This window comes from Nocardia heshunensis (assembly GCF_054782115.1).
On sequence record NZ_BAAGTC010000005.1, the window covers coordinates 374,091 to 386,926 of the forward strand.

The window sequence follows — 12,836 nt, forward strand, 5'->3', positions numbered from 1 at the left end:
TTCCCGTTACTTCCCGCGAAAAGCCTTGTGCCCATACACACCTCATGCACTATTGTGAATTTTCGGTCACAGCCATTTCCCGCGTGCATGTTTCGCACCTACCGTTGATCTTGTGATGACCATCCACGCGATCCATGCAGGCGATGGCTACACCTACCTCACGCGGCAGGTCGCCACCGGCGACCGCATCTGTGCCGCCGACAAATCGTTCACCGATTACTACACAGCAACCGGCACTCCCCCAGGCCGTTGGTGGGGTCGCGGCGCGGAGATTCTCGGCGTGAACGAGGAAGTCTCCCAGGACCAGATGCGGGCGCTGTACGGCGAAGGCATGCACCCGGATGCCGACCGGATCATCATCGACGCGCTCGCCGTCGGCAAGACCGACCGTGAAGCCCTCACTACCGCCGCACTCGGCAGCGGGCTGCACGCGCGAGGTCACGGCACAAGCGAGATCCAGGCCATCTACCAGCGCGACAGAACCGCCATGCTGGCCACCCTGGGCCGGGCGCTGACCCAAGAAGAATGGGCCCAACTCCGCGTCGGTGCCGCCCATCAGCACCTCAGCAGCGAGTTGGGTCGCGAACCGTCCGCCGTCGAGATCGAGGGTGCACTGGCGGAGGAGAAACGGCGGTTGAGCAAGTCGGTCGCCGCCTACGACTGCGTCTTCACCCCGCAGAAGTCGGTGTCGATCCTGTGGGGTTTGGGCGATGACGCGCTGCGCGCCGAGATCGCGCAATGCCACCGCGAAGCGGTCGAGGAGACCTTGGGCCGGATGCAGTCGGAGTTCGCACTCGCCCGCCGCGGCGCGGGTGGCGTGCGCCAGATCGACGCGGACGGAATGACGTTCGCGCTCTACGACCATTGGGACAATAGGACCGGCGATCCGAACCTCCACACGCATGCTGTGGTGTCCGCGCGGGTGCTGGGTGCGGATGGGAAGTGGTGCGCGCTGGATGCGCGATCGCTGTATGCGGCAACGGTTTCGCTGTCGTGCCAGTACAACGCCGCGATCACCGGCAAGCTCAAAAGACACCTCGGACTACGGTTCGAACCCCGCTACCGCGGCGGGCTGGGCAAGGCACCGGTCTACGAAATCGCCGACGTCCCAGAAACCTTGATCACCCACTTCTCGCGGCGCCCGAACATCGTGCGTGCCACCGAGAAACTGGTCGCAGAGTATCGCGCCAAGCACGGCCGAAACCCCAGCAAAGCCGTGCAGATCCGCCTCGCCCAAGCGGCCACCCTCGCCACCCGTGGCGCCAAGCCGCTACCGCGCACGCTGCGCGAAATGGTCGAGGAATGGGCCGCCGACACCGAACACTTCCTCGGCGACGGCCGCACCGCGGCGCAGTTGGTCGAGCACGTCCTGGCGCTGTCCCTCAACCCGAATGCGCTGCGCGACTACGACGCCCAGCACGCTGCCCTCGCCGCCGCGGTCGTGCTCGCCACCAGGGTGGCGGAACTCGCCGATTCCACGCCGGGGCAGCGGGCCGCCGCCGTGCGGCAGGCCCTGCAGCGCTACGAGTTCGGTACCGAGAGCGACCGGTCCATGGCCGCCGACGAGGTGGAACAACTGCTGGATCCCGAGCACGACAACAACCTCCTGGACCTCGCACACCGGATGGTCGGGCATATCGGCCGTGAGGTCTACGACCGCGATCGGATTGCCGCCCAAGTCGCCGACACGGTGTCCCGCCGCCGTGCGACCTGGACCGAAGTGCACCTCCGTGCCGCCGCCGAAGACCACGTATCGGCCTGCGACTTCGCCAGCGACGCTGAGCAGGCGGCAGCGGTCGCCGAGATCGTAGAAGCGGTGCGCGCAGCCAGTATTCAGCTGACCATCGATCCCGAACCAGTGCCCGAAGCACTGGCTCGAAAGAGTGGACAGAGCGTGTTCTCCACCTGCGCGGCCACCACTGTCCGCTTCACCAACCAGGCCGTCCTCGACGCCGAAACCGCGCTACTCGACGCCGCGCACGCGCCGACTGCCGAGTTCGTCACCACCCGCGTGGTCACCGCCGCGGTCGCGGCGGTCGAGGCCGAGACTGGTAAGACTCTCAATGCCGGGCAGGTGCGGATCGTGCGGCATCTGTGCACCTCCGGGACGAGGTTGGCGGTCGCGATCGGGCCCGCCGGCACCGGGAAAACCACCGCCATGCGCGCCGCCGCGCGCGCCTGGATCGACGACGGGCGAGAGGTGCTGGCGCTGGCGCCGCAGAAGTCCTCCGCCCGGGTACTCGGTGACGACATCGGGGTCCCGGCGCGCACGATCGAGGCCCTGCTCACCCGCGCCCGCAAGACCGGCGACCCAGGTATCGAGCCCGGCACCATGCTGCTGGTCGACGAGGCAGGCATGGCGGCCACCGCGAATCTCGCCGAGCTCCAAACCCTCGCCGACGCCCACGGTGCGGTGGTGCGATGGATCGGCGATCCCGCCCAACTCTCCGCCGTCGAGGCTGGCGGTTGCTTGCGCCTGGTCGCCGCCGACACTAGCGCGCCGGAGCTCGATACCGTGGTCCGATTCGCTGATCCGGAGGAAGCCGAGGCGTCGCTGCGGGTGCGCGACGGCGACGCTCCCGGGGCGTGGGAATTCTACGATTCTGCGGGTCGGATCGTGTCCGGGATGGTCGACGAACTACGCGAGCAAATCCTCACCGCGCATCTGGCCGACCTCGACGCTGGTGTGCCGAGTCTGATGATGGCCGCCACCCTCGAGGACGTCCATCTGCTCAACGGCGCAGCCCAGGCCGCGCACGCGCAGGCCGGACACGTCGTCACCAGCGGGCCCGGCGCGGCACTCGCCGACGCGCATACCGCGTATGTCGGGGACATCGTGGTCACGCGTCGCAACACCAACCGGATCCGTATCACCGGCGGCATGCGGGCCGGGGATCCGATCGACAACGGCGAGCAATGGCGCGTCCGCAAAGTTCACGCCGACGGGGCACTCACGATCGTCGGGATCACTCACCGCGGGCACGTTCTGCTGCCCGCTCGCTACGTCGCCGACAACACCGAACTCGGGTACGCCAGCACCGTTCATCGTGCGCAGGGAATGACCGTGCAGCGGGCCTACCTGCTAATGGGCGCGGCTTTGGGTCGTTCGTTGGCGTATGTCGGGCTCACCCGGGGCAGCGACTACAACGGCATCTTCCTGGCCACGGACACCCTGCCCGACCCCGCCCTCGACCACGCTCCCGCCGAAGCCCGCACCGATTTCGAGGTGTGGTGTCGCGAGCTCGCCCGCGAGGACGACAACGTCACCGCGACCGAGATTCTGCGTCAAGAGCTGGCGGCCGCCGACGATCCCGAGCGGCTGCGCGAGATCTACGACCATGCCCGCGGCCTGCTCGTGCACGACCGCATCGACACCCTCCTCGCCCACGCCCTGCCTGCCAGCTTGTATCAGCAGGTCGTGGCGTCGCCGCACTACGAGACCTTGGTCGAGACCCTCGATCGCACCGAGCAGTTCGGCCTGGATCTGACCACCCTGGTCGGACTCGTGGCCACCGACCGGTGGCGTGCCACCGCTGATCCGATCGAGGACACCGACGACCCGGCCGCGGTCCTGCGCTCTCGCGCCGACCGCCACATCGCCCGCCAACTCGGCCTGCCCGCCCAAGGCACCGAAGGCAAGTTCCTTGCGATGCGTGATCTGCCCGCCCCGGAACTGGCGACGTTGCCGCCGCGGTTCGCGGGAATCGATGCCGAGCTCGCCGATTACGCCAGGAACCTCTACGCCCGGCTGAACGACGTCGACCAAGCGGCTGTGGTCGCCGAGGGGGGCGCCGAGATCGATGCGTTCGCCGAGGGCCTCCACAGCCCCAAAGGGGCCGAACTGCCTGTACGGCTGGCACGCATCCGCGCCGACTACGAACACACCGTCAAAGCCCTGGGCCGCGACTGGGCACGCCACCAACTCGGGCAGCATCTGCCGTCCGGGCTGCGCCGCCATATCGAAGACGGCCGCGACTACGAGTACGTGCTCGACCTGGTCACCGAAGCGCACACCGCCGGCCTGGACGCGCGCGAGTTCATCGCCGAAATCACCCGTACCGACCAGCCGCCGATGACCCGCACGGCCGCCGCCTCCAGCGTGCTCGCCGCCCGCGCCGAAGCCGCCCTCGACTGCCACCGCCATGCCCCCACCAAATCACTGCACCCCGAACCAACACCGCTGCCGCCCTCGCATCCCGACATGGACCGCGACCTCGCGACACACGCCACCGCGTTGCGCGAGCAACTCCATGCCCTGCACGACCTCGAGCTCGTGGCCGAGCTGCAGGCTGATCCGCTACGGGGTCTCGACGGCCGTGACCTCGACGCCCGCATCCGTGCCCTACGCGCCACCCTCAATCGACCAAAACTGTTGGCAGCTAACGAACCTGGTGTCACCGTTGCGGCCGTCGAAGCCGAGCACATCCAGCTCCGCGCCCAAGCCGACCTCGTCCGCACCGCCCTAGCCGCCCAAACCGACGCCGACACTGTCGAATCCGAGTTCGAGGCCGCAGCCACTACGCTCATCCACACCCAACAGAAACTCAATTCGGTACCCGCCTATCGGGTCGGCACCCGCCGCGAAAACGAGGCCGAATGTGTTGCGGCACAGCAGAAACAATCCATCCTGCGCACGCAAGCCCACCACGCCCGCCAACTCGCCGACGCCGCCCGCGTGGAAGCCGTCACCGCCGGAGCCGCACCTCAGCACTGGTCGGCCATCCTCCACCGCGACGCTGACACCGATGGCCAGCGCGCCGAACTCGCTGCCGCCCACCGCGCCGACACCCGCACCGCCGACCTACAGGCCCGACAGGTCAAAGCACACACCAAGACCTCGACCAGCCTCGAAAAGGCCATAGCCGAACGTAACCGCCGTCGCAATCTCTCCCCCGCCGCTGCGGCCAGCGAACAACGGCTACGCGCCCAACACACCGCAGCATCGGCTGCTGAATACGGACCAAATCACGACCCGCAACTCCCTGAAACCAGCCCTACCGCCGAGCACAACCTAGGCGCTGAGCCATGCTGACCCTCTCCTTCTTCATCATTTCGTAGAACACCCCAGATCGCGCGCTGACCTGGCAGGCTCACCGAAACCGGCGGAACAAGCGCAGGTCACCACACAAACCGCAGGTCCTCGTCGACCAGCTCGAACGCGCCGGATTCGTGCAGCGGGTCCCGGACCCCACCGACGCGCGAGCACGACTGGTGCGCCTCACCGATCGCGGCCTCGGCATGGCGCGATACGCCAACAGCGTCTCCACCGCAGTCGAATCCGAGTGGTCCACCCCAGCATCGACCCCCGGCGTTTCCTCGTATGCCTATCGAAAGTCAACCGCTCGTGGCACGAACCTGTGCAGACCTGAGAGGCGAACCCGACGAGGCAGCCTGCGCGCACCCCGTCGGCCGTCGCCGTCACTATCCACATCGGACTGTCGGAATGCGTCATGACAGCGTCGAACATGCGCGGAATGCCTCGGGAAACACCAGACACAGACACCTCCGATGACGATTTGAGAACTCGGCGTTGGCTCGCCGCCGTGCAGGCTGCGAAATCGCCTGCTGCCGAACGGGGTTCATCGCGTTTCATGCTCTGCGGTCCGGGTACCGCCGTGGGACAGTCGAGGCCGATGCCCGAGGAGGTCCCCGTGTCCAGGTTGCAAGTGTCCGCGGCCGATCTGCCACTGTCGCATCGCGACCATCCCGTCCCGATAGGCACCGTGATGCGGGGCACCGTCGTGTGGTTCGACGCCCCCAAGGGTTTCGGATTCATCACGCCCGACGGGCAACCGGAACGTGCCGTCTTCGTCGAGCATTCCTGTATCGACGAACCCGGCTACCGCACTCTCCTCGAGCATCAGGCTGTCATCTTCACGTTCGAGCGAGACGCGCGTGGCGCGCAAGCCACGTGGGTCCGCCCCCGATAGCCCGCTCTCCGAACCCGAGCCTCGCTGCTAGCGGCGCACCTGGACTCGCAAGTGCAGGAGCAGAAGTAATCGGCCGCGCATGGATCATCGCCCCTGCGGAAGGCGGGAATCACCATCCTCATTCGCGGCACAACCGTTTCCGGTCCCATCCGTAGGGTAGTCGCTTCCGGAACGCCTCCCACGAGGAACGCAGGATCCGCAGGAGGCGTTCGGCAAGCCATGCGTTGGGCTCGCGACCACTGCGCTGCGCCGACCCGGCACCCACACCTGCTCACCGTTGAGCCGAATGGGTGATTTGCCCGAAAACAGTACAGCACCAACAAGATTACGCCCGGCCACGCGGTCCAGGAGCCCACAGACGCGCTCTGTCAACGGCACGGAAAAGGTTCCCGGATCGGCGCGGGGAGCGCAGCGACCCGTCAGCGGTCGCCGTGGCTGTGGTGACCACCCTCTGCTTTCGCTTCGGTCGGCTGCGCCTTGGCACCCTTACGACCGGCTTCGTGCGGGTCGGCCGAATTGGGCTCGCCGAAGCTGCCGCTACTGGCCTTGCCGCCCTTACTGGCCTGCTCCTTGGTGTCCGGGCGGTTACCGAACTGACCGGGGTTCTTCGGATCGGGCATGACGAAACGTCCTTCCGGTATGACTTCATTTCGAATGCGGGCGATCTTCCGCCGCCCACGTTTCCGCGATACCCACACGGCCGATCACTATTCACCGGCACGTTGCTCTATACGGGATACGTGTTACCGTGCCGCCGAATTCACGGGTACGACGGCGCCTTCCATAAACCGGAAACGCGGGCGTACGGGGGGGAGCCCAACGGCATCGGCGATCAGAAGTCCTGACCGAGCATCAGATCGCCGGGCATACTCCGACGCTGGCCGGTGGCCAGCACCGCCCACACCACTTTGCCGGTCGGCCACCGCGGTGCGCATCCCCAACTGCGCGCCAGCCGGGCGACGAGATGCAGCCCGTAGTGCCGAGAGCCGCCCGCACCGGGTTCGCGCAACAGGGCTTCGTGCGGGTCGTCGTCACCGACCGCGATGGTGAACAGCTGGTTGCGCAATTCCAGGCGCAACTGCATATCACCATCCACGGCGCTGTGCAGGAACGAATTCTCGACCAGCTCAGTGGCAATCAGCAGAGCATCACCGCGCGCTTCCGCTACGTGCCAGCGTTCACATGTCGCGTCGACGAATCGACGCGCCCGCTGCCCGCAGCTGGCGGCGCGCACCAAATTCACGATGGCGCGCCGGCGAGGCGGCTGGTCGGCCAGCCCACGCATCGCCTCGGGGACGTCGGCGCAGACGGGAATGAAGCGATGTATCGCGCTGGCATGCAGCAGCTCTCGGCGCGACTCGGTGCTTACGACCAGCCGGATCGGTACCCCCGGCCAGTCGCCCACGCGCATCCACGCACTGGCGAAAGCGGTGTAGAGCGGCTCGGACTCCACCCGCAGCTCATCGACGACCACAACCAGGGCGCGCGGCTCTTCCACCGCGAATTTCACCAGGCTGTCGGTGAAGTCACGGTAGGACATCGGGGTCAGATCACCCTGCGGATATACCACCGAACAGCCCTGCCGCTCGGCTATACCCCACTGTATCTCGGTGCCGCCCAGCACTTTCCATCACCTCTCTAGTCACGCACAGTCCTCCGGGAACCGTGCCACCAATCCCAGCAGGACAGCCATGCCCAGCACCTGCACCGGCTTGGTCACCATCGGGTGCGCTGCCACCGAGACCAGACCGACATCGCGCGCGGTGCAGCGTTCACACGCTCGGAGCAATCCATTCAGTCCTGCCGCGCCGAGAAACTCGACCTTTTCCAGATCCACTATCAATCGGGCACCCGGCTCGGTGATCTCGGTTGCCGCCCGCAACGCGGTGTCGAACTGGTCCGCGGTGGACAGATCGATCTCTCCCGCAACCTGGACGACCACATCATCGCCCAGCGAATCCCAGCTCACACGTAGCGGAGATCCGGTACAGCCGAGAACCTCACGGTCTCGCTGATTCATGCGAATCACGGTAGATGAATACCCGGATCCGCGAATCGAAATCACGATGTCGATCACCCATCAAATTGAGTGAAATCGCAACTAGTACAATGCGTTTCACGGGCGTACCCGTCCACGGGTACGCCCGCTACCGACTTGTTCCAACATCCGGCGGCGACACTTCGAGCATGGTCGGATACAGCGCATTCTTGCGTTTGACACCCGTGGCTGCGTGCCTACCCCGCTCGCATCCCCCTCAGCCAGGTCCGCCGAACCATCGTCTTGACGCCTGCGGCCGATACCGCTGCGGGACCAGTGGCGTTGCAGTGACGGACGGGATCGACCTGATAGAGCGCATAGGCCGCGCGGATGACCAAGGCGTAGATGTCACGGGGTTTCGCCACGCAGGGTGTCGGGCACCGGGAAGTAGTGGGTGATGGCTAGCCGGAGTCGGAGTGCAGGCCGCCCAGGGCGTTTCACAGGGACTCTACGAGAGTCGTTGTGCGCCTGAAGCACTCGCGCATCAGTTGTTCGCCGAATGCGCTACCGGAATGCCCCGTGAAACCGCCGCCGAAGCCGAAGGTGCCAGCGAACACTCGCCCACGTCGACCGTGACGGTTGACCCTTCGTGCACGAGAACGCCTCGTTCACACTGTGTTTCGGCGATCCGTTCGGACACGTCGCCGTGGTGGTCGTGATTGCCGAGAACGGCCATCACCGGGACGTCGAGGCCGCCGAACTCCTCCGCGCATCCGCGCGCTCGGCCAAGATCCGCCAGTGCCAGGCGGAACAGGCCCTGCGATTCGGTGCTGAGGTGGATGTCTCCGACGGCCGCGATCCTCATTCGCCCAGGGTTTCCACGACCCGCGGCCGGGTCGGCGGCAGCACCTGGATCTCGTTGTGTACCGCGAAGCCCGGCAGCGCCTCGCGGACCACCGCTTCAATGTGGCCGCGGCTCTCGGCGCTGCTGACCCGTCCGGTCAGCGAGACGACCAGCCCGCTGACCATCACCTCGATGCCCGATCCGGCGGTGTGGGCGTCCTGGTGCAGGACTCGGCGCAATCGGGCGATGAGGTATTTGCCGCCGTCGTTCATGCTGTCTCCTCGATCACGTGCAGATCAGCCGGCAGGCCGAGAATGGCTCGCGCATAGCGCGGGTGAGCGCGTGCAACTGTTCGTCGATCGTGGCGGCCATCGGGTTGCGCCTACCTTCCGCCGGGATAGCGCTGCCGGGTCAGCAGTTGAGCCAGGTGTGCGGTGTTGCGGGCCAGCGTGTCGATCGTGCGGGCCACCGGTGCGGGCTGCTCCGGCAGGTCAAGGTAGTCGGTATCCCCCATCGCCTGGCCGTTCCAGTAGGCACAGCCCTGGGCCGGGATGGTGAAACCAATGTCGTTGAGCCCTTGGAAGAGATCGGCGACGATCTTGTGCGCGCCATCCTCGTTACCCACGACAGCGACGATGGCCACCTTGCCGGTCATGGCCGGGCGTCCCGCGGCATCGCGGTGCGAGAGTTCGGCGTCGAGGCGTTCGAGCGCCCGCTGCGCGACAGAGGACATGTGGCCCAACCAAGTCGGTGTCGCGATCAACAGGATCTCCGAGGCGAGAATCTCCTGCCGGATCGCCGGCCACTGATCGCCGTCGCCCTCGTCGGCGCGCACGCCCGGTCGAATATCGTGGTCCACCAAGCGAATCGACTCGCCACCGATGCCATGCACCGAGAGGCGATCCAGGATCTGCAGCGCGAGCAGGTCGCTGCTGGAATCCGCGGGCGAGGATTGCAGCGTGCACACCAGTGCGACGGCATTGAGTTCCGCCATGATCGTCCATGCCTTCCGATATCAGTCCTTGCCGCCGCGATACCCGGCGCGACCAGAGGCAAACACGCCCTCACTTCACTGCGTGGGAGCCACGGGCGGTGGCTCACGATATGCCGCGGCCGTGGCCGCCAGCCGCATGCCGTGGCCGTGCGGGTCGGCCGCATTCCCGTTGCCGCGCGGCGCGATCCGGCCGTCGTCGACCTTCGGTGCGCCATCCACCAGCAGGGATTCCAGGCGGGCATGATCGGCGAACCATTCGACGTGCCGCAGCCGCCGCACCGAGGCCGCCACGCTCGCGTGCAGGGCGGGCGCACAGTGCGCGGAGATGTCGCGGTGATGGGCGGCAGCCAGCGTGGCGGCGCGCAGAAATCCGGTGTACCCGCCGCATCGAGTGACGTCGAGTTGCAGGCAGTCGACGGAGCCGATGAGTCGCAGGGCGTCGGTCTCGGTGCAGATGTATTCGCCCGCCGCGACATCGCAGCGCACCGCTTCACGCACCGACTGCAGACCGGCGGGGTCGTCGCTGGTGACCGGTTCCTCGAACCAGGTGACGCCGAGCCTGTCGAGTTCGTGGCCCATGCGCCGTGCCTCGCCCGGGCTGTATGCGCCATTCGCGTCCACCATGATACGCGTGTCCGTACCAACCAGCTTGTCCACCAGCGTGATTCGCTCGAGATCGCGCCGCTGATCGATACCGATCTTGATCTTCACCGCGGTGCAGCCCTCTGACTGCCAGCCCAGCACCTGCTCGGCCAGTTGATCATCGGTGAGATTGACGAAGCCGCCGGACCCGTAGACCGCCGTCGCCTCTCGCACCTTCCCGAACAGCGTGGGCAAGGTCAGCCTCAACAGGCGCGCCTTCAGATCCCACAGGGCGATATCGACCGCACTGATGGCGTGTGCGGCCACGCCGGACGTGCCGATATTGCGGCACGCCTTGTGCATTCGCCCCCAGGCGTCGGTGACATCCTCCGGGCAACAGCCCAGCAGAACGGGAGCGAGATGCCGCTCGACGACGGTGGCTGCGGCCGGGGAGCCGTAAGTCCAGCCCAGTCCGTATTCGTCCCCAGCCGACACGGTCACCACCACGGCGGTGGTGGCGTCCCAGGTCAAGGTCCCGTCAGCCTCGGGTTGCGGGTTGGGGAATCGGTAGACCTCGACCGAGACGCCGTCGATGGTGGGGATGCTCATGGGGTACCGCCTCTGAGGGCTTCGGCCAGAACTTCGGCCGTGTGTCGCGGCCGGATCCTGGGCAGGAGATGACCGATCTGCATGCGGACAGTCACGGCTCCGCTGCCGCGCGGGTACCCGCTTGCCCGCGACCTACGCATCAATTCGCGACGTCCTCGCCGAACATGCAGTGCTGCGGCTGTTTCGACCTCGACCGCGCGGGTAGGTCCGAGGCGTCCCGCACATCGCTACAGGAGGTACATCCCCATGGCTGACCAGAACGGCACCGACGTCATCGATCTGCTGCTCGCGCAGCACGGTCAGATCAAGCACGCCCTCGAGTTGGTGCGCACCTCCAGCGGACCCGAGAAGCAGCGCGGCTTCGCGGATCTGGTGCGACTGCTAGCGATCCACGAGGCCGCCGAAGAGGAGGTCGTGCATCCCGCGGCCCGCCGCCACGCGGTCAGCGACGAGATCGTCGACACCCGCCTGCGCGAGGAGAACGAGGCCAAACACACGCTGGCCCGGCTCGCCGAGCTCGGTGTCGACCACGCGGACTTCGACACCGGATTCCGCACCTTCGCCGAAAAGGTGGTCGACCACGCGGAACTGGAGGAGAAGGAGGAATTCGCGCAGTTGCTCATCCACGCGTCCCCGGAGGAACGCGTGCGCCTCGCACGGGTGGTCCACTTCGCCGAGACCCTCGCCCCCACCCGCCCCCATCCGGGTGTCGGCGAGTCCGCGACGGCCAACCTGCTCATCGGCCCGCCGCTGGCGGTCTTCGACCGCATCCGCGATGCCATCCGGGACTGGCGTCGCCAGAGCGGCGACGCCTGAGAGTCGAACGGGCCGGTCGTCGATGACGTCACCGGCCCTTCCGAATCGATCGACTTCATTACATGGGCATGGACGGGAACAGCATGTTCCACACGTCGCGCAGCATCTCCATCGTCTGCATCCACATGGGTGACATCGCGATTCTCACCTCCTGACCTTCTGCTCGCGGGGACTCATCCGCTGTACCCACAAGAAGGAATCTCACGACACCGCAAACCCACGGATCCGAATGCTTCGCCCGACAGCTGAATACCTCGGCGGGGGCCGGGTAAAGCCGTTCGGCGGGGGAACGAATAGGAGGACAGCGATGACGATCGCAGGAGATCACCCACACACCGGAAGTCAGAGCGGGACAACCGCTCGCGACATCATGACGCCCGACTGCCAGTGTGCACGAGCCAGCGACTCCGTGCTCACGGCCGCGCGCCAGATGGTCGACCTGGAGGTCGGCGCGCTGCCGATCTGCGGGGAGGACGGCAAGCTCAAAGGCATGCTGACCGATCGGGACATAGTGGTGAAAGTTGTTGCGCAACGCCAGGATCCGAACGGGGTGAAGGTCAGCGACCTGGCCGAGGGAATACCTGTCGTCGTGCAGGCCGACGATGACGTGCGGCGAGTGATGGAGCTGATGGCGGCCCACCGGGTACGCAGACTACCGGTGATCGACCAGAACCGGTTGGTGGGCATCATCGCGCAGGCCGATATCGCACGCCTCTTGGAATACCGGGCCTCCGGTGAAGTCGTGGAAGCGATTTCGCAGAAGTAATCCGGTGTTCCGCGGTTACGGGTGCGACCGGTACTCGGTCCGGCCGCACCCGCGCGGCATGCGTTTCGAGGCGCGGCGGCCGGGTAGGCGGTCGACAACGGGAGTGCCGCACAACAGGAGTGTCATCATGGCGACGATCAATCCGATTCAGCTGCAGAAGTTTCTGCGCGGAGCCGACTATCCGGCCAACCGCGACGACCTGGTCCGCCTCGCCGGGAAGAACGGGGCAGACACCACCATCCTCGACCACCTGCGTCAACTCCCCGACCGCGAGTATGAGGGACCGCACGCCGTGAGCCGGGCTGTAGCCCGCTGAC

At 66.6% G+C, this 12,836-nt stretch carries 12 protein-coding genes; 5 read left to right on the top strand and 7 right to left on the bottom strand.

All coding sequences use genetic code 11. From position 1 onward, the window contains the following. Positions 1-115 precede the first annotated feature (115 nt). Both mobF and ACYVN4_RS20460 read left to right on the top strand, forming a co-directional pair. Positions 116-5,032 carry a MobF family relaxase gene (mobF, locus tag ACYVN4_RS20455; protein WP_460723451.1) on the top strand — a complete coding sequence of 1,639 codons (4,917 nt, stop codon included), beginning with the start codon at positions 116-118 and terminating at the stop codon, positions 5,030-5,032. 619 nt (positions 5,033-5,651) lie between these two features. Further along, the gene (locus ACYVN4_RS20460; protein ID WP_460723453.1) at positions 5,652-5,930 is read left to right on the top strand and encodes a cold shock domain-containing protein; all 279 of its coding nucleotides are present in this window, start codon (positions 5,652-5,654) and stop codon (positions 5,928-5,930) included. Positions 5,931-6,349: 419 nt separating this feature from the next. On the opposite strand, the gene ACYVN4_RS20465 is transcribed toward ACYVN4_RS20460, so the two are convergent. From ACYVN4_RS20465 to ACYVN4_RS20495, 7 genes are all read right to left on the bottom strand, one after another. Next, positions 6,350-6,550, bottom strand: coding sequence for a hypothetical protein (locus ACYVN4_RS20465; protein ID WP_460723454.1), 201 nt, complete (start codon positions 6,548-6,550; stop codon positions 6,350-6,352). A gap of 212 nt (positions 6,551-6,762) precedes the next feature. Beyond that, positions 6,763-7,470 carry an ATP-binding protein gene (locus tag ACYVN4_RS20470; RefSeq protein ID WP_460723455.1) on the bottom strand — a complete coding sequence of 236 codons (708 nt, stop codon included), beginning with the start codon at positions 7,468-7,470 and terminating at the stop codon, positions 6,763-6,765. A gap of 102 nt (positions 7,471-7,572) precedes the next feature. Then, the gene (locus ACYVN4_RS20475; RefSeq protein WP_460723457.1) at positions 7,573-7,950 is read right to left on the bottom strand and encodes an STAS domain-containing protein; all 378 of its coding nucleotides are present in this window, start codon (positions 7,948-7,950) and stop codon (positions 7,573-7,575) included. A gap of 502 nt (positions 7,951-8,452) precedes the next feature. Beyond that, the gene (locus ACYVN4_RS20480) at positions 8,453-8,773 is read right to left on the bottom strand and encodes a hypothetical protein (RefSeq protein ID WP_460723459.1); all 321 of its coding nucleotides are present in this window, start codon (positions 8,771-8,773) and stop codon (positions 8,453-8,455) included. Next, complete coding sequence (locus tag ACYVN4_RS20485) at positions 8,770-9,024, bottom strand: BON domain-containing protein (protein WP_460723461.1); 255 nt, start codon at positions 9,022-9,024, stop codon at positions 8,770-8,772. The genes ACYVN4_RS20480 and ACYVN4_RS20485 overlap by 4 nt, the downstream gene beginning before the upstream one ends. A 110-nt stretch (positions 9,025-9,134) precedes the next feature. Beyond that, positions 9,135-9,746, bottom strand: a complete 612-nt coding sequence (locus ACYVN4_RS20490) for a flavodoxin family protein (RefSeq protein ID WP_460723462.1) — start codon at positions 9,744-9,746, stop codon at positions 9,135-9,137. A 75-nt stretch (positions 9,747-9,821) separates the two neighbouring features. Continuing rightward, on the bottom strand, positions 9,822-10,937 hold the full coding sequence (locus ACYVN4_RS20495; RefSeq protein WP_460723464.1) for an enolase C-terminal domain-like protein: 1,116 nt from the start codon (positions 10,935-10,937) through the stop codon (positions 9,822-9,824). Positions 10,938-11,183: 246 nt separating this feature from the next. Between ACYVN4_RS20495 and ACYVN4_RS20500 the strand changes: the two genes are divergently transcribed. The 3 genes from ACYVN4_RS20500 to ACYVN4_RS20510 all read left to right on the top strand — a co-directional run bounded on the left by ACYVN4_RS20500 (position 11,184) and on the right by ACYVN4_RS20510 (position 12,835). Then, positions 11,184-11,753, top strand: a complete 570-nt coding sequence (locus ACYVN4_RS20500; protein WP_460723466.1) for a hemerythrin domain-containing protein — start codon at positions 11,184-11,186, stop codon at positions 11,751-11,753. A 370-nt stretch (positions 11,754-12,123) separates the two neighbouring features. After that, positions 12,124-12,519, top strand: coding sequence for a CBS domain-containing protein (locus tag ACYVN4_RS20505; protein WP_460724048.1), 396 nt, complete (start codon positions 12,124-12,126; stop codon positions 12,517-12,519). Positions 12,520-12,646: 127 nt separating this feature from the next. Continuing rightward, positions 12,647-12,835: a DUF2795 domain-containing protein gene (locus ACYVN4_RS20510; protein ID WP_460723468.1), complete on the top strand. Its 189-nt coding sequence runs from the start codon at positions 12,647-12,649 to the stop codon at positions 12,833-12,835. Position 12,836: the final 1 nt, after the last annotated feature.

What these genes read in the sequence shown, in the direction of transcription:
- ACYVN4_RS20485 (WP_460723461.1), bottom strand. Translation starts at nt 9,024, where the DNA reads ATGAACGACGGCGGCAAATACCTCATCGCCCGATTGCGCCGAGTCCTG.
- ACYVN4_RS20495 (WP_460723464.1), bottom strand. Translation starts at nt 10,937, where the DNA reads ATGAGCATCCCCACCATCGACGGCGTCTCGGTCGAGGTCTACCGATTC.
- mobF (WP_460723451.1), top strand. Translation starts at nt 116, where the DNA reads ATGACCATCCACGCGATCCATGCAGGCGATGGCTACACCTACCTCACG.
- ACYVN4_RS20470 (WP_460723455.1), bottom strand. Translation starts at nt 7,470, where the DNA reads ATGTCCTACCGTGACTTCACCGACAGCCTGGTGAAATTCGCGGTGGAA.
- ACYVN4_RS20510 (WP_460723468.1), top strand. Translation starts at nt 12,647, where the DNA reads ATGGCGACGATCAATCCGATTCAGCTGCAGAAGTTTCTGCGCGGAGCC.
- ACYVN4_RS20490 (WP_460723462.1), bottom strand. Translation starts at nt 9,746, where the DNA reads ATGGCGGAACTCAATGCCGTCGCACTGGTGTGCACGCTGCAATCCTCG.
- ACYVN4_RS20505 (WP_460724048.1), top strand. Translation starts at nt 12,124, where the DNA reads ATGACGCCCGACTGCCAGTGTGCACGAGCCAGCGACTCCGTGCTCACG.
- ACYVN4_RS20480 (WP_460723459.1), bottom strand. Translation starts at nt 8,773, where the DNA reads ATGAGGATCGCGGCCGTCGGAGACATCCACCTCAGCACCGAATCGCAG.
- ACYVN4_RS20465 (WP_460723454.1), bottom strand. Translation starts at nt 6,550, where the DNA reads ATGCCCGATCCGAAGAACCCCGGTCAGTTCGGTAACCGCCCGGACACC.
- ACYVN4_RS20500 (WP_460723466.1), top strand. Translation starts at nt 11,184, where the DNA reads ATGGCTGACCAGAACGGCACCGACGTCATCGATCTGCTGCTCGCGCAG.
- ACYVN4_RS20475 (WP_460723457.1), bottom strand. Translation starts at nt 7,950, where the DNA reads ATGAATCAGCGAGACCGTGAGGTTCTCGGCTGTACCGGATCTCCGCTA.